Source organism: Hydrogenophaga defluvii, assembly GCF_042665235.1.
In the GTDB taxonomy this organism is placed as follows: domain Bacteria; phylum Pseudomonadota; class Gammaproteobacteria; order Burkholderiales; family Burkholderiaceae_C; genus Hydrogenophaga; species Hydrogenophaga defluvii_A.
In genome coordinates this window covers 1-16,097 of record NZ_JBHTBZ010000003.1, presented here as the reverse complement: position 1 = coordinate 16,097, position 16,097 = coordinate 1, and the positions used below count along the sequence as shown (strand labels likewise).

Genomic DNA, 16,097 nt, shown 5'->3' with positions numbered 1-16,097 from the left:
CTCTCAAAAATGTCAGGGTTTGATGGCATCCATCACCAGCTTGTCGCCGTCGGGGCCTGAAAACAGGCGCACCTGGGTGGGCTTGCCCAGCACCTCGTCGGGCCAGGGCACTTCGCTGGTGCGGTAGATGCCGGCGATGGACACCAATTCGGGCTCCATGGCCAAGGCAAAAATGCGTGCTTCGGTGTTGCCACGGGCGCCTGCGATGGCTTTGCCCCGCAAGGGCGCATAGACGTGGATGTGGCCGTCGGCAATGACCTCGGCGCCAGGGTTGACCATGGCCAACACCACCAGATCGCGGCCACGGGCGTACACCTGCTGGCCTGAGCGCAGCGGTTTGTCGATCACCAAGGCAGACGGGGCCACTGCAGGTGGCTCAACCGGCGTGGGTGCCGGTGCCGCAGCCACGCTGGGCGACGGTGTCGGTGTGATAGCCGTTGTCTTGGCAGGCAACACCTCGTCTGTCACCACCAAACCCGCCTGCTCGGCAAGTTGCGCGTGGACCGCTCCACCACCCCGCACCGCCACCGGCCGCAGCCGCAGCGAGCGTGCCGCCTGCAACAGCGCCTCAAACGCCATGGGCGTGGGGTCGGTGCTGTGCCCGCTGTCGATGTGGGAAAAATCGATCAGCAGTGCGTCGTTGTCGAAAAAGTCGGGCACGTCGGCGTACTGGGCCGCCAATTCATCGGCCACCTGGTCCAGCCGATCAGTTTTGACGCGCAGCGCCACCAGCGGCAGCTGGGCACTTTTGATGTCAAACAAGGTGGGCGCGTTGGCAGCCAGGGCAACGGTCATGCGGGGTGAACCAGGCGATCGGGGGGAACAAGCGGCAAATCTTACCAGCCGGTGCACCTGGGCCCGCTTCCAGCGGTCTGCCGAAGCAAAAGGGTGTGTCCTGACTTCTTATCTAGGACTTCTATATCAAATTCGTAGTCGTAGTAGAGGCAAGCAAAAACAGTGGACAAGCGCACTTTTCATATTGAAATCAATGGCTTGCAAATGGGACAAGCTTGTGTGGCCAGGCCTGTTGCGTGGGCACGCGATTGGGGACAAGTCGCTGGTTTTCCACTGGCCTGTGAATAACATGCACTTTGTTATTCTTTTATCCACAACGTTGTGGACAGTCTGCGATCGGTGGTGTGTGGCGTGTATCCGACAAACGGTGGGCGAACGGCCACACACCGGCCATGACAAACGCAAAAAAACCCAGTCGGTTTCCCGACTGGGTTGTGTGCTGGGCTGAGGGGGTCGGTGGCGTCAGCCGCCGTGGCGCATGCCACCGTGCCGGTGTTCGCCGTGCATGCCACGTTCGCCGCGGTGTTTGCCACCCATGCCCATCCCGGCCATGGGTGCCTGGCTGTCAAACACCTTTTGTTGTTCGGCATCCAATGCGGCGTACAAGGAACGGGTGGCGTCCATGGCCTGGCTCATGTGCGCGTCACGCTCGGCTTTTTTGGCCTGCATCTGGTCCAGGCGCTGAGGGGTGGTCAGTTTGGCCCAGGCTTCGCGGTCGGGTGGTGTGGCGCGCTGCGGCCGCTGGTGGGCGCTGACGTAGCGCTCCCAGGCGGCTTCCTGGGCGGGTGTCAGCTTGAGCGCGGCCTTGAGCTGGGTCTGCCGCTCCGCCATGCGTTTGACCATCTGTTCGTGGCGTGGGCCGTCGGCTTTGTGCTGACCTTGGGCCATGGCGGGTGCGCCGGCCAACAAGGCCAGCGCGGCGGTGGCGGCCAACAGAGATTTGGTGGGGAATTTCATCTTCAGACTCCTTGCGGTGATGGGATGGCTGCAGTCTGAAGCGCCCGTGTAAGGGCTTGTTGGTGAAGAGAGCCCTGTTGTGTAAAGAAGTGTCGATGTTCAGCGAAGCCCGGCCAGATCGTCGAGGATGGGGCAGTCCGGCCGGTCGTCCCCATGGCAGCAAGTGGTCAGGTGCACGAGGCTGCGTTCCATGGCCTGCAGTTGGGCAATGCGTGTTTGCAGGGCCAACACGTGGCGCTGCGCCACCTGTTTGACTTTGGCGCTGGAGCGTTCCCGGTCCAGCCACAGGCCCACCAGTTCGGCGATGTCCGCCATCGAGAAACCCAAGTCCCGCGCCCGCTTGATGAACTGCAAGGTGTGCACATCGTTGCGGGTGTAGAGCCGGTAGCCGCTGTCGGTGCGCGCCACCGTGCCCAGCAGCCCGAGGCCTTCGTAGTGCCGCAACATCTTGGCCGAAATGCCAGACAGCTGGGCAGCTTCGCCGATGTTGACCGGCCAAGCCGTGGGCACGGGGGCGTCCGATCGTCTCATGGCGCGACCGCGTAGCCCTCTTCGGCAATGGACGCGGCAATCTTGTCGCGTGGCTGGTCGCTGCTCACTTCCACCAGGTTGTGGCTGCGGTCGATGACCACCTGCGCCTGGGGATCCAATGCCAAGATGGCCTGCTTGACGCTTTTCTCGCAGTGGCCACAAGTCATGCCGGTGACGGTGAAGGTTTGTTTCATGGGATGTCCTTGGGTGTGTGGAATGAGGCTTCAGTGTGAAGCTTGACACCGGGGCAAGGTCAAGCGTGATTGTGGAGACCTCGGCGCCCCAGGTGTTTGACACGGATCAATCAACCCAAAAAAGGGCTTGACCCTGACACGGTGGAAAGCTTCACACTGCACCCATGAACACCACCACCCTCCCCAACAACGGCACCCCCGAGCCGGAACAGTGCGAGCTTGACCTGGGCATTGGCGGCATGACCTGTGCCTCTTGTGTCTCCCGCGTCGAGCGTGCGCTGAAAAAGCTGCCCGGGGTGGAGGAAGCCACGGTCAACCTGGCCACCGAAACCGCGCGGGTGCGTTGGTCGGCAGCGGCCGACACGGGAACCTCAGACCAGCTCACCATGGCCGCACGCATCCAGCGTGCGGTGCGCGATGCGGGCTACGAACCCCGGCCCATCGAATCACCGAATGCAGATCAGGTGCGCCGCTTCTTCGGTGTGCCAGCAGACGCCTGGCCCGTGTTGCTGGGCGTGTTGTTGTCAGCACCGCTGGCCCTGCCCATGGTGGGCGACCTGTTCAGCCAACACTGGATGTTGCCGGCCTGGGCACAGTTCCTGCTGGCCACGCCGGTGCAGTTTGTGCTGGGTGCGCGTTTCTACAACGCCGGCTGGCATGCGCTCAAGGCGCGCACAGGCAACATGGAACTGCTGGTGGCCATCGGCACCACGGCAGGCTGGGCGCTCAGCACCTGGCTGTGGTGGCGTGCAGAACCGGGTGAGATGGTGCACCTGTACTTCGAAGGTTCGGCCGTGGTCATCACCCTGGTGTTGTTGGGCAAGTGGCTCGAGGCCCGCGCCAAGCGCCAGACCACCGAAGCCATCCGTGCCTTGCAGGCCCTGCGGCCCGACGTGGCCCACCTATTGCCCGACGGGATCAAACGCACCGAAGTCACCGACGTCCCGGTGGCCGAATTGCTGCCCGGCGACCTGTTGCAAGTGCGCCCTGGCGAGCGTTTTCCGGCCGATGCCGAGGTGGCCGAGGGTGAAACCCAGGCCAACGAATCCATGCTCACCGGCGAACCCATGCCGGTGCACAAACGCCCCGGCGACAGCGTGACCGGTGGCAGCCTGAACGGTGAGGGCGCTGTGGTCATCCGCGTGCGGGCCGTGGGCGCGCAGAGCGTGCTCAACCACATCATCGCGCTGGTGCAGGACGCCCAGGCCACCAAGGCCCCCGTGCAGCGCCTGGTGGACCAGGTGGCGGCGGTGTTTGTGCCTGTGGTGCTGGTCATCGCATTGATCACGTTCCTGGCCTGGTGGTGGCAAGGTGCCCTGCCGGAAGAAGCCCTCATCCACGCGGTGGCCGTGCTGGTCATTGCCTGCCCGTGTGCGCTGGGCCTGGCCACGCCCGCCGCCATCATGGCCGGCACCGGCGTGGCCGCCCAACACGGCATCCTGATCAAGGACGCCCAGGCGCTGGAGATCGCCCACCGCGTCAAGGTGGTGGCCTTTGACAAGACCGGCACCCTCACACGCGGCCAGCCGCAGTTGTTGCAGCTCTTGCCCGCCCCTGGGGTGGACGCCGATCAAGCCCTGGCGCTGGCGGCCGGTTTGCAGGCCCAGAGCGAACACCCCTTGGCCCATGCCGTGGTGAGTGCCTTGCGCGAGCAGCCCGCGCTGGTGGCCCTGGCCGCCACCGACGTGCGTGCCGTGCCCGGCCGTGGCACCGAGGGCATGACCCAAGGCCAAGCTGTGCGTGTGGGCAGCCTGCGCTGGATGGACGAACTGGGCCTGGCGCTGGGCGATCTGGCGCCGGCGGCCCAGCGCCTGCAGAACGAAGGTGCCACGGTGTCGGCACTGGCGTGGGGTGAGCGGGTGTACGCCTTGCTGGCCTTTGGTGATGAACCCAAGCCCGGCGCGCGCGAGGCCATCGAAACCTTGCATGCACGTGGCATCCGCACGGTGATGATTTCGGGCGACAACCGGGGTGCTGCTGAAGCGATGGCTCGGCGCCTCGGCCTGAGGCCTGAGCAGGGCGAGGTGATGGCCGAGGTGTTGCCGGGCGACAAGGCCAGGCAGGTGCAACAACTGAAGGCCGAGGGCCACACAGTGGCCATGGTGGGCGATGGTGTGAACGATGCGCCCGCCCTGGCGGCGGCCGACGTGGGCATGGCCATGGGCGGCCAAGGCGAAGGTGGCCAGGGCGGCTCCGACGTGGCCATGCACGCGGCAGGCATCACCCTCATGCGTGGCGATCCGCGTCTGGTGGCGGCAGCCCTGGACGTGTCGCACCGCACGGTGATGAAGATCCGGCAAAACCTGTTCTGGGCCTTTGCCTACAACGTGGCGGGTATCCCGCTGGCGGCGTTGGGTTACCTCAGCCCGGTGGTGGCTGGTGCGGCCATGGCGCTGAGTTCGGTCAGCGTGTTGGGCAATGCGTTGTTGCTCAAGCGCTGGCGCCCACCCACCTGAACTTGACCTGCGTCAATGACAAAAATGGCTGTGGCGGCGATGCTCAGTGTTACCACAATGAGGAGACCCGCGCCATGAAATTCGAAACCCTCCGCATCATCCGCGACGAACACACGGCGTTGTCGGCCATGCTGCAGTCCTTGCTGGCCCTGGTGCGCCAAGGCCCGGGCGACGCGCCTGAACGGTTCTTCGATGTGGTGCGCGCCATGCTGTTCTACATCGACGAATTTCCCGAAAAACAGCACCACCCCAAGGAATCTAACCTGCTGTTCCCGCGCGTGGCGCGGGTGGCGCCACACACCATGGCCACCATCGAGCAGTTGGAGCGCGACCACATGCAGGGCGAAACGGCGGTGCGTGATCTGCAGCACAAACTGCTGGCCTGGGAGCTGCTGGGCGAAAGCCGGCGCAAAACCTTTGTGGACGACGTCGAGCGCTACATCGGCTTCTACCTGGAGCACATGCGGCTGGAAGAAACCGTCATTCTTCCCGAGGCCGAAGCCCATCTCAGTGAAGAAGACCGCCGCGAGCTGGACGCCGCGTTCTCCCGCCATGTCGATCCGTTGGTGAGCATGCACAAGAACGTTGGCCATGAGGCACCCGCCCATGATCCGGCATTCGACCGGTTGTTCACCCGCATCGTGATGCGCGCGCCCGCGCCTATTGGCCTGGGCTGAGCGTCACACACAAAGCGTCGAAGGCCGCAAGCAGGCGATCCACATCCGCCACCTGGGTTGAAGGGGACAGCAGCATCATGCTGTGGAAGGGTGTGAGCAACACGCCCCGGTTGAGCATGAACAGGTGGGTGAAACTTTCCAGCTCGGGCTGGGCGTGGTCCACCACGTCCTGCGCGTCGCGCGGCGTGTGGGGCATGAACTGCAATTCCATCCGCGCGCCCAGGCGCGTCACCGTCCAGGGCAGGCCGTGTGTGGCGATGTGGTGGCTCAGCCCTTGTTCCAGCCGCCCTGCCAGATCCAGCATGTGGCCGTAGCTCGCCTCGGTGTGCAAGTGCGTCAGCGCGGCCCGCAGCGCCGCCAGCGTGAGCGCGTTGCCGGCCAGCGTGGTGCCAATGCCGCTGTGGCCTTCGGGCGCGGCGTTCTTGGCCGCTCGCATGCGCTCGGCCACCTCGGCGGTGAAGCCGTAGAGTGCACACGGCAGGCCACCGGCCACCGCTTTGCCGGCCACAAAAAAATCCGGTGCCAGACCGTGGGCTTTGGCGTAGCCGCCGCGTGCGGTGGACAGGGTGTGGGTCTCGTCCATCACCAGCAGGGTCCCAAAACGCTGGCACAAGGCCTGTGCGGCTTCCCAGAACCCGGGTGCGGGCGGTACCAGGCCGCAGTTGGTCAAGGCCGGCTCGGCCAGCAGGCAGGCCACCTGGCCATCGCTCAGCGCGGCTTCCAGCGCGGCCAGGTCGTTGAAGGGCACCACCCGCGTGAAGGCGTGGTGGTTGTGCACCTGGCCCAGCACCGAGGGCCGCCGCAACGTGGCGCCGCTGCTGGGGTCGCGGTCCACCAGCGTGTCGTCCACCGCACCGTGGTAGCAACCGTCGAACACCAGCAGCTGGGGTCGTTGGGTGATGGCACGCGCCCAGCGCAGCACAAAGCGGTTGGCGTCGCTGGCCGTCAATGCCATTTGCCACATGGGCAGGCCAAAAGTCTCGGCCAACAGGGTGCCGACCTCCGGCGTGTGTTCGGCCGGCAGCATGCAGGTCAGGCCGCGTGCCGCCTGCTCGGCCAAGGCCTGGGCCAATGGCGCCGGGCTGTGGCCGAACATCGCGCCCGTGTCGCCCAGGCAAAAATCCGCGTAGTTCAGATCATCCGCACAGCTGAGCGTGACGCCCCGAGCCTCGCGCACGAACAGGGTGGCGGGTGTGGGCCAGTCGCGCATCCAGTGCAGGGGCACACCGAACAGGAAATGGTGTTGTGCGGCACGTGCCAGCGCCAGCGAGCGCGGGTGCTGGTCAAGGAAACGCTGGCGCTCGGCGGCCAGCAAGGCAGGCAGGTTGGGTGGCGTGGTCATGGCAACGCAATGTAAGCCTGGGTGCGTGCACCGCTGGTGCCAATGGCCAGTGGTTGGTCACGACGGGCGCAAAGTGGAACCATGGCATGGCGGTGGTCAACCGCGTTTTTGCTCCGCTGTCTCCCGCAAGCTGCTGCGAAACGCCAGCTTGCGCACGATGGCCGAAAACGCCCGGGTGGAGGCCACCTCGCGCGCAGTGGGCGACCACAACATGCCCGGTGTGCGCACGGGCGTGGGGCTTTCCAGGCGCACCACCACCAGGCCGGCGTGGGCGGGCACCACGTTGGCGGCCACGATGGAGGCCAGCCCGGTTTTGGCCACCAGTTCCATCATGGGCGCGAGGGTGTTGATTTCGGCCATCACCTGGGGCTCGGCGCCACACGCGCGGAAACATTCGTCCAGCATCTGGCGGGTGGCAAAACTGCCGGGCAGCAGGGCCATGGGCAGGTGGTTCAGCTCCACCATGCGCACCCGTTTGCGCCGCGCCAGGGCGTGGCCCTGGGCCACGATGAGCACCATCTCCTCGTTGTAGAGCGGCTCGAACTGCAGGCCCTCCGGAGCGCTGGGGCGGTAGGCCACACCCAGGTCCAGCGTGCCTTGCCGCAAGCGGGCCGCGATCTGGTCGGCCGGCAGTTCCTCCGCCACCACCTTCACGCGTGGGTGTTTTTGCTGGAAGGCAGCGATGCAGTCGGGGATGAAGCCGAGGTTGAAGGTGTGGGTGGCACCGATGTGCAGCTCGCCCGCCATGTCCGAGCCGTCACGCCGCAGCGCGCCCAGGCCGAGGTCGATTTCCTGCAGCGCGCGTGTGGCGTGGTGCAGGAATTCGTCGCCGGCTTCGGTGAGCGCCACGCGCTTGCCCACGCGGTCGAACAGCGGCCGGCCCAGCTCGTCTTCCAGCTGCTTGATCTGGTGTGACAAGGTGGATTGGGTGACATGCAGCCGCTCGGCCGCGCGGGTGAAGTTGAGCGAGCCCGCCAGGGCAATGAAGTAGCGCAGGTGCCGCAGTTCCACGTGGGGTTCCCTTCCATCATCGACACCATCGATGGTATCCATGAAAAACCATCATTGTTAAAAATCGTTGGCGCTCGCTACAGTCCGCTCCCAACAGCCCACCCCACCGGGTGGACACACGACAGGAGACAACGCGGTGCACAAAGTCCTCAGCGGCATCAAGGTGCTGGAGCAAGGTACGTTCATCACCGGCCCGGCGGCCGGCATGTTTTTGGCCGACCTCGGTGCCGAGGTCATCAAGATCGAACAACCGGGCAGCGGCGACCCTTTCCGCGCCTTCCGGGGCGGGCTCTACAGCACCCACTTCCAGACCTACAACCGCAACAAGCGCAGCGTCACGCTCAACCCCAAGCTGCCCGAAGACGCGGCGGTGTTCGACGAGCTGGTGAAGGACGCCGACGTTTACATCCAGAACTTCCGCCCCGGCGCGGCCGACCGCCTGGGCGCGGGCGAAGCCAAGCTGCGTGGCCTGAACCCGCGCCTGGTGTACTGCGCCATCAGCGGCTTTGGCCAAACCGGCCCGGCCGCCGGCCGCCCCGCCTACGACACCGTGGCCCAGGCCGCCAGCGGCTTTTTGAAGCTGCTGGTCAACCCGGCCAACCCGCGTGTGGTGGGCCCGGCCGTGGCCGATGCCATGACCGGCTTTTACGCGGCCTATGGCATCCTGGGGGCGTTGGTGGAGCGCGGCCGCACCGGTGTGGGCCGCAAGGTCGAGGTGTCGATGCTGGAGGCCATGTGCCACTTCAACCTCGACGCCTTCACCCACTACTTCTCGCAGAGCGAGATCATGGGCCCCTTCAGCCGGCCCAGCGTGTCGCAGTCCTACGTGCTCGAATGTGGCGACGGCAGGTGGATCGCGCTGCACATGTCCTCGCCTGAAAAGTTCTGGCAGGGCCTGGCCAACGCCATCGAACGGCCCACGCTGTTTGAAGACCCGCGTTTTGCCAGCCGCGAAGGCCGCATCCAGCACCAGGAAGACCTGATCGCGCTGCTGGGAGGCCTGTTCCGCCAGCACGACCGCGCCACCTGGTGCGCGCGCCTGGAAGCGCAGGACGTGCCCCACGCTCCCATGTACGACACGCAGGAAGCCATGGCCGACCCGCAGGCGCGCCACCTGCAACTGGAGGTGAGCGCGCCCCACCCCGAAGGCGGCACCTGGCGCACCGTGCGTTCGCCTGTGAGCTTTGACGGCGAGCGCGCGCTGGAGGTGACCGCGCCGCCCGTGCTGGGGGCCGACAACGACGCCATCCTCGAACCCATACGCCGCCGCTTGCGCGGCGCCTGACACCCACCAGAACAAAAGGAGACAAGACCATGACCCCGATGACCGAAGACGACCTGACCCGCGCCGTGCTCGACCGCCTGGCCACCGCCAAAGAACCGCGTTTTGCCGAGATCATGGCCGCGCTGATCAAGCACCTGCACGCCTTCATCCGCGAGGTGGATTTGAAGCCCGACGAGTGGATGGCCGGCATCCAGTTCCTTACCGCCGTGGGCCAGGCCTGTGACGACAAACGCCAGGAGTTCATCCTGCTGTCCGACACGCTGGGCGCGTCCATGATGGTGGTGATGCTGGACCAGTTGCGCGCCGCTGCCAAAGCCCAAGCCGCCGCCCACAGCGCCACGCCCGCCACCGAAGCCACCGTGCAAGGCCCCTACTACTGGGAAGGTGCGCCCGTGTTGCCCTGCGGCGCGAACATCGCGCCCGGTGTCAAGGGCGAGCCCACCTTTTACAGCGGCCGCGTCACCAACACCCAGGGCCAGCCCATCGCAGGCGCCACGCTGGACATCTGGAGCGGCGACGGCGAAGGCAACTACGACATGCAGCTGCCCGGTGACGAGATGGCCGCCCGCGCGCGCATCCAGACCGATGCCCAGGGCCGCTACTGGTTCTGGTCGATCAAGCCCACCTACTACCCGGTGCCGGTGGACGGTCCGGTGGGCCGCATGCTCGACGGCATGGGCCGCCACCCCAACCGCCCCGGCCACATCCACATGATGGTCTACGCCCCCGGCCACGTGAAGCTCACCACCCACCTCTTCGTGGCCAACAGCCCCTACATCGACTCCGATGCCGTCTTCGGCGTGCGCCCCAGCCTGATCGTGGACTTTGAACAGCACCCTGCAGGCCAGGCCCCCGACGGCAGCCAGCAGGCCCAGCCCTACTGGTCGGCGCACTACGACTTCCGCCTCGACACCCAAGCCGCCTGAAAGCAGAGCCCCATGAAAATCGGCAAATCCACCGTTCCCCACACGGCCATCTGCACGTCCGACGAAAACACCATCGTCGTGCGCGGCCTCAACCTCTGCGACGACCTGATCGGTCACTTCTCCTTCGCGGATTACTTCTTCCTCCTGCTCACCGGCAACAAGCCCGATGCCGCGTGCAGCGCCGTGCTCAACGCCACCCTGGTGGCCATTGCCGAGCACGGTTTTGTGCCCAGCGTGCAGGCCAGCCGCATGACCTACGCCGCCGCGCCCGACGCGCTGCAAGGCGCGGTGGCCGCCGGCATCCTAGGCTGCGGTTCGGTCATCCTGGGGGCCTCCGAAACGGCGGGCAAACTGTTTGCGGATGTGGCCGCGCGGGTGGATGGCGGCGTGTCGCTGGATGACGCGGCCCACGCCGTCATCAGCGAACTCAAAGCCAGCCGCAGCCCCATCCCCGGCTATGGCCACCCGCTGCACAAAGCGCGCGATCCGCGTGTGGATCGCCTGATGGCGGTGGCCACGCAGGCCGGTGCCAACCTGCGCTACGTGGAGATTGCGCAGGCCATCGAGCGCGTGATCCCTGGCATCACGGGCAAGGACCTGCGCATGAACGTGTCGGCCGCCATCCCGGCGGTGTTGATGGGCGTGGGCTTCCCGGTGGGTTCGCTGCGGGGGGTCCCCATCCTGGCGCGCACCGCCGGCCTCATCGCCCACCTGGCCGAAGAGGCCGAGACACCGGCCGGGTTTGCGTTGTCGTACCAGGCCACCCGCGAGCTGCAATACGACGGTGTGCTGCCCGACGGCCTGAACCTGAACGCGCACTGAACAACCATGAGCACCACCGAGTTGCACCCTGTGGAGGCGCTGGATGACGCGGCGCTGGCGCGCCTCTTCACCGACGCCCGCACCCACGCGGCATTTGGTCCTGCGCCACTGCCCACGGCCATGCTGCAGCGGCTATACCAACTCGCCAGCCTGGGCCCCACCTCGCAAAACTGCCAGCCCGCGCGGTTTGTGTTCGTCGCCACCGAGGCCGGGCGCGAGCGCCTGCTGCCTCATGTGGCGGCTGGCAACGTGCCCAAGGTCCAGTCGGCGCCGGTGACCGTGATCGTGGCGCGCGACACGCGTTTTTATGAACACATGCCCACCCTGTGGCATGTGGCCGAGGCGCGCGCGAACTTTGAGCGCCAGCCTGCCCTGGCTCGCGAAACAGCGGTGCGCAATGCCAGTCTCAGCGGCGCCTACCTGCTCATGGCCGCGCGCGCCCTGGGTCTGGCCTGCGGCCCCATGAGCGGTTTTGATGCCGCAGGCGTGAACCGCAGCTTTTTTCCCGATGGACGTTGGGAAGTGGACTTTCTGATCAACCTGGGCTGGCCTGTGGGCCCGGCCCCACGCGCGCGCGGACCGCGGCTCGCGTTCGAACAGGCCTGTGTGCTGGCCTGACACAGCGGCGATTTTCATTTTTCATCAACAAGCGAAACCCCCTCGCAACCGGAGACTTCACATGACCATCCGACGCCACGTGCTGGCCGCACTCACCCTGGCCACCCTCGCTGGCTTCTCGCACGCGCAAGAAGCCAATTGGCCCAACCGCCCCATCAAGATCGTGGTGGGCTTTGCGGCCGGCACCCCGCCCGACATCTTTGCGCGCCTGTACGGCGACTACGCGTCCAAGAAGTTGGGCGTGCCCGTGGTCATCGACAACAAGCCTGGCGCGGCCGGCAACCTGGCCACCGACACCGTGGCCAAGGCACCGGCGGACGGCTACACCTTCCTCTACAACCTGTCCACCGCCTTCACCATCAACCCCTTCATCTACAGCAAGCTGCCGTTTGACCCTCAGAAGGACCTGGTGCCGGTGGCCACCACCATGCGCCAGGGCCTGGTGCTGATCACCAAGCCCAACATGGAGGCCAAGTCGGTGAAAGACCTGGTGGCCGCCGCCAAGGCCAAGCCCGGTGCCATCTCGCACGCGTCCTACGGCGCGGGCAGCCCCTCGCACCTGATCGTGGAGTGGTTCAAGGAGGAGACGGGCACCGACATGGTTCACGTGCCCTACCGCGCCAGCCCGGTGCCTGATGTGATGGGCGGCCAGGTCGACACGGTGATGGAGCCCATTGCCACGGCGTTCCCGCTGATTAAGGACGGCAAGGTGCAGGCCTTGGCCTACTCGGGACCGGCGCGTTTTGCCGCCCTGCCCAACGTGCCCACGCTGTCGGAGACAGTGCCCAACCTGACCATGATGTCCTGGCACGGCATCTGGACGTCGGCCGCCACGCCGGCGGCGATTGTCGACCGCATGAACGCCGTGTTTGTGGAAGGCAGCAAGGATGCCGACGTGTCCAAGCGCATCCGCGACCTCAACAGCGAGCCCCTGGGCGCATCGCGCACCGAAATGGCCAACATGATTCGCCGCGATGCCGATATTTACGGCCGCATCGTCAAGGCGAAGAACATCAAGATCGACTGAGCGCCTGACGCAGGCCGGTGTGCCATGGGGCGGTTCTAGAATGAACCGAATGAACACTGGCCTGCCGCCCGATCCGTCGGAATTCACCCTGCGCGCGCCCCAACCGGGCGACATGGGGCAAATCGTCAGTGGCCAGGCCCGCCTGTACGCGCAGGAGTACGGGTGGGACTGGACCTTCGAAGCGCTGGTGGCCGAGATCACCGCGCAGTTCATCCGCAACTTCCAGCCTGGCCACGAGCGTTGCTGGGTGGCCGAACGCGACGGCCAGGTGGTGGGCTCGGTGTTTGTGGTGCGCCAGGATGCCGAGACCGCCAAGCTGCGCATGTTGTACGTGGACCGCAGTGCACGTGGCCTGGGGTTGGGCCGCCACCTGGTGGCGCACGCGCTGGCGTTTGCGCGCGGCGCCAACTACCGCCGCATGGAATTGTGGACCAACGACGTGCTGGTGTCGGCCCGCCGCATCTACGAGGCCGAAGGGTTTCGGCTCGTTGAGGAAGACCACCATCACAGTTTTGGCAAAGACCTGGTCGGACAGGTGTGGTCGCTCGACTGGTGAGCGCCTGAGCGCGCCAGTGGCCGCTTGACACCGCCCACAATTGGCACCGCCCGTAAGGTGTGCATTGCGCTACCTTCAGGCGCCACTTCCTCCCCACCGGATTTCACAAGGACAACACCATGGCCATGGGTCAATTTGCCTACGCCAACAACAGCAACCGCTTCCTGGCCTGCGAGCCGCTGGCCGATCAGCCCTTCGCCATCGCGGGCGTGCCCTTTGATGGCGTGGTGACCAACCGGCCTGGCGCGCGTTTTGGCCCCCAGGCCATCCGCGCGGCCAGCCTGATGTTGTGTGACGGCATCCACCCGCACTTCAATGTGTCGCCGTTGGACCATCTGGGAGACGCGTTGGACATGCGCCTGCCCAACGCCTCGCCCCTGCTCGAGGTGCGCCGCCACATCGAAGCCCAGGCCGCCGCGCTGATGGCGCGCCACCACTGCGTGTTCCTGGGCGGCGACCACTCCATCACCCTGTCGCTGTTGCGCGCCGCACAGGCGAAATATGGGAATGGTGAGCCCCTGGCCGTGGTGCACTTTGATGCCCACTGCGACACCTGGAGCGACCACTTCGGCGAGCCTTCGGGACACGGCACCTGGACCTACGAGGCCCTCCAAGAGGGCCTGGCCAGCCCGGCACACACGGTGCAGATCGGCATACGCTCCAGCGGCGAACGCGCCGCGCGCGAGTACGTGGCCGACCAGGGCGGCCTGATCTACAACGCCCGCCAGTTGCGTGGCAAAGATGGCGAGGGCCTGGCCGGCATGGTGACCGCCATCCGCGAGCGCATCGGCCAGCGGCCCTTTTACCTCACGCTGGACATCGACTGCCTGGACCCGGCCTTCGCGCCGGGCACCGGCACGCCCGAGCCCGGTGGCATGACCAGCTCGCAGGTGCTGACCTTCATCGAAGAACTGGCCGACCTCAACTGGGTGGGCATGGACTGCGTGGAAGTGGCCCCGGCCTACGACCACGCCGAACTCACCACCAACGCCGCTGCCACCTTCGTGTGGACCTACCTGGCCAGCCAGGTGGCCAAGCGCCAGCACGGCGGTCAGCACCGAGGAGGCTGAGCCGTGTTCAAGACCTCGCTGCTGCGTTCTGACACCCAGCTCAACCAGCTCAGCTACTACGAGGCCAGCGTGTCGCGGCCCGCGCCAGAGTCGCCCTTGTTGGGTTCGGTCACCGCCGACGTGCTGGTGGTGGGCGGCGGTTTCGCCGGGTTGTCCACCGCGTTGGAGCTGGCCCAGCGTGGCCGGCGCGTGGTGCTGCTGGAGGCCGACCGCATCGGTTCGGGGGCCAGCGGCCGCACCGGCGGGCAGTTCATCGTGGGCTACGCCAGCGGCCAGGGCGAGTTCGAAAGCCAGCTCGGCCGCGCCGACGCCAAACGCGCCTGGGACATGTCGCTCGAAGCGATCGCGCTGATCGACCGCCGCATCGCCGAGCATCAGATCGACTGCGACGCCGTCAAAGGCTACCTCTACGTGGCCGACTCGGCGCGCAAGGCGCGCGCCCTGCTGGGCGATCTGGAAATGCAGCAGCGCGACTACGGCCTGGTGTGCGACGTGGCCACGGGCGCTGACGTCAAGCGCCTGATCGACAGCCCCATCTACCAGGCGGCGGGTTACGAAGCCATCTCCGGCCACCTGCACCCGCTCAAGTACGCGCTGGGCCTGGCCCGCGCCGCGCGTGAAGCGGGTGTGGTCATCCACGAGGGTTCACCCGTCACCGCACTGGAACAAGACGCCAGCGGCGTGACCGCGCGCACCGCACAAGGCAAAGTCAAGGCGGCTTTCGCCGTGCTGGCCGGCAACTGCATGCTGCCCGAACACGGCCCCGACGTGGCGCCACAAATCCACCCGCGCATCATGCCTGTGGGCACCTACATCATCGGTACCGCGCCGCTGAGCGAGGCCCAGTGCCGCCAGCTCATCCCCAGCAATGCGGCGGTGTGCGACAACAACTTCGTGCTCGATTACTTCCGCTTCAGTGCCGAACGCCGCATGCTGTTCGGCGGCCGCGTGAGCTACACCACCAAAACGCCGGCCGGCCTCAAGGCCGTGATGCAGCAACGCCTGGCCAAGGTCTTCCCCGCCCTGGCCGACGTGCCCATCGAATACGTGTGGGGCGGCTTTGTGGACATCAGCATGAACCGCGCCCCCGACTTCGGCCGCGTGGGCGATAAGGTGTATTACCTGCAGGGTTTCAGCGGCCACGGCGTGGCCCTCACCGGCCTGGCCGGCCAGCTGGTGGCCGACGCCATTGCCGGGCAGTCAGAACGTTTTGATGTGTTTGCTCGGCTCAGGCACCACCACTTCCCTGGTGGCCCGCTGCTGCGCACGCCGACGTTGGCGTTGGGGATGTGGTGGCATCGGATGAAAGACGCTGTCGTTTGAACTTCAGAGCGCCGCAAGTTGGGGTGCCGGCGTCTAGGTGTCGTCCGGTTCAGATGGCGGCCACCACCGCCCGTGCCACCATGGGGCCGTACCGTTCAATGGCGGCCAGCGGCGCGTAGCCGTACCCCATCACCAGACCGCGCAGGTCTTCGCGGTGCAGGCAGTACGCCGACAGCGGGCGCACGGTCAGGCCTTTTTGGCCGAGGCGTTGCGCCAGGGCCTGGTCGTCCACCCGGTCGGGCAGCCGCAGGCACAGGTGCAGGCCTTGTTCGGCGCCGCCCACGTACACGCCCGCCTTGGGGTCTTGCAGGCAGGGGGCCAGGGCCTTGACCAGCGCGGCGCGGCGCTCGGCGTAGGTTTGCCGCGCGCGGCGCAGGGCGCTGCTGAAGTGGCCCATCTCGATGAACTCGGCCAGCGCGGCTTGCAGGGGGTCTCCTCGTTTTCAGTGCAATAAGTGACGGTACGCAAAGCTAGCACTGGCGCGGGGGTGGTCTGGGTAGACCGTTG

General features: G+C 66.3%; 17 protein-coding genes. 10 read left to right on the top strand and 7 right to left on the bottom strand.

Annotated features, from left to right (window positions below):
- Positions 1–12: 12 nt before the first annotated feature.
- The 4 genes from minC to ACFQU0_RS00100 form a co-directional block, all read right to left on the bottom strand.
- Positions 13–795, bottom strand: a complete 783-nt coding sequence (gene minC, locus ACFQU0_RS00115; RefSeq protein ID WP_382197566.1) for a septum site-determining protein MinC — start codon at positions 793–795, stop codon at positions 13–15.
- Between the two features lie 462 nt (positions 796–1,257).
- Positions 1,258–1,752 (bottom strand): Spy/CpxP family protein refolding chaperone, encoded by a 495-nt coding sequence (locus ACFQU0_RS00110; protein WP_382197563.1) that lies wholly within the window; start codon positions 1,750–1,752, stop codon positions 1,258–1,260.
- 99 nt (positions 1,753–1,851) lie between these two features.
- Positions 1,852–2,283 carry a Cu(I)-responsive transcriptional regulator gene (cueR, locus tag ACFQU0_RS00105; RefSeq protein ID WP_382197560.1) on the bottom strand — a complete coding sequence of 144 codons (432 nt, stop codon included), beginning with the start codon at positions 2,281–2,283 and terminating at the stop codon, positions 1,852–1,854.
- Positions 2,280–2,477 (bottom strand): heavy-metal-associated domain-containing protein, encoded by a 198-nt coding sequence (locus ACFQU0_RS00100; protein ID WP_382197558.1) that lies wholly within the window; start codon positions 2,475–2,477, stop codon positions 2,280–2,282. Before ACFQU0_RS00100 ends, cueR begins: the two co-directional genes overlap by 4 nt.
- A gap of 164 nt (positions 2,478–2,641) precedes the next feature.
- On the opposite strand from ACFQU0_RS00100, the gene ACFQU0_RS00095 reads away from it, so the two are divergent.
- The gene (locus tag ACFQU0_RS00095) at positions 2,642–4,933 is read left to right on the top strand and encodes a heavy metal translocating P-type ATPase (RefSeq protein ID WP_382197555.1); all 2,292 of its coding nucleotides are present in this window, start codon (positions 2,642–2,644) and stop codon (positions 4,931–4,933) included.
- Between the two features lie 74 nt (positions 4,934–5,007).
- Positions 5,008–5,610 (top strand): hemerythrin domain-containing protein, encoded by a 603-nt coding sequence (locus ACFQU0_RS00090; protein WP_382197552.1) that lies wholly within the window; start codon positions 5,008–5,010, stop codon positions 5,608–5,610.
- Here ACFQU0_RS00090 and ACFQU0_RS00085 read toward each other — a convergent pair.
- Entirely contained in the window at positions 5,594–6,952 is a 1,359-nt protein-coding gene (locus ACFQU0_RS00085; protein WP_382197550.1) for a transaminase, read from the bottom strand. The genes ACFQU0_RS00090 and ACFQU0_RS00085 overlap by 17 nt on opposite strands.
- 96 nt (positions 6,953–7,048) lie before the next feature.
- Entirely contained in the window at positions 7,049–7,963 is a 915-nt protein-coding gene (locus ACFQU0_RS00080) for a LysR substrate-binding domain-containing protein (RefSeq protein ID WP_382197831.1), read from the bottom strand.
- Between the two features lie 136 nt (positions 7,964–8,099).
- On the opposite strand from ACFQU0_RS00080, the gene ACFQU0_RS00075 reads away from it, so the two are divergent.
- From ACFQU0_RS00075 to ACFQU0_RS00040, 8 genes are all read left to right on the top strand, one after another.
- Complete coding sequence (locus ACFQU0_RS00075) at positions 8,100–9,248, top strand: CaiB/BaiF CoA transferase family protein (RefSeq protein WP_382197547.1); 1,149 nt, start codon at positions 8,100–8,102, stop codon at positions 9,246–9,248.
- A 29-nt stretch (positions 9,249–9,277) separates the two neighbouring features.
- Positions 9,278–10,174, top strand: coding sequence for a dioxygenase family protein (locus ACFQU0_RS00070; RefSeq protein WP_382197544.1), 897 nt, complete (start codon positions 9,278–9,280; stop codon positions 10,172–10,174).
- A gap of 12 nt (positions 10,175–10,186) precedes the next feature.
- The gene (locus ACFQU0_RS00065; protein WP_382197541.1) at positions 10,187–10,996 is read left to right on the top strand and encodes a citryl-CoA lyase; all 810 of its coding nucleotides are present in this window, start codon (positions 10,187–10,189) and stop codon (positions 10,994–10,996) included.
- Between the two features lie 6 nt (positions 10,997–11,002).
- The gene (locus ACFQU0_RS00060) at positions 11,003–11,614 is read left to right on the top strand and encodes a malonic semialdehyde reductase (RefSeq protein WP_382197538.1); all 612 of its coding nucleotides are present in this window, start codon (positions 11,003–11,005) and stop codon (positions 11,612–11,614) included.
- 61 nt (positions 11,615–11,675) lie between these two features.
- The gene (locus tag ACFQU0_RS00055; RefSeq protein WP_382197535.1) at positions 11,676–12,641 is read left to right on the top strand and encodes a Bug family tripartite tricarboxylate transporter substrate binding protein; all 966 of its coding nucleotides are present in this window, start codon (positions 11,676–11,678) and stop codon (positions 12,639–12,641) included.
- 49 nt (positions 12,642–12,690) lie between these two features.
- Positions 12,691–13,197: a GNAT family N-acetyltransferase gene (locus tag ACFQU0_RS00050; protein WP_382197533.1), complete on the top strand. Its 507-nt coding sequence runs from the start codon at positions 12,691–12,693 to the stop codon at positions 13,195–13,197.
- Between the two features lie 119 nt (positions 13,198–13,316).
- Entirely contained in the window at positions 13,317–14,267 is a 951-nt protein-coding gene (gene speB / locus ACFQU0_RS00045) for an agmatinase (RefSeq protein WP_382197530.1), read from the top strand.
- Positions 14,268–14,270: 3 nt separating this feature from the next.
- A complete protein-coding gene (locus tag ACFQU0_RS00040; RefSeq protein WP_382197527.1) occupies positions 14,271–15,590 on the top strand; it encodes an NAD(P)/FAD-dependent oxidoreductase in 1,320 nt (439 codons plus the stop codon).
- Between the two features lie 49 nt (positions 15,591–15,639).
- Here ACFQU0_RS00040 and ACFQU0_RS00035 read toward each other — a convergent pair whose 3' ends face one another.
- A complete protein-coding gene (locus ACFQU0_RS00035) occupies positions 15,640–15,987 on the bottom strand; it encodes an aminotransferase-like domain-containing protein (RefSeq protein ID WP_382197524.1) in 348 nt (115 codons plus the stop codon).
- Between the last annotated feature and the right edge of the window lie 110 nt (positions 15,988–16,097).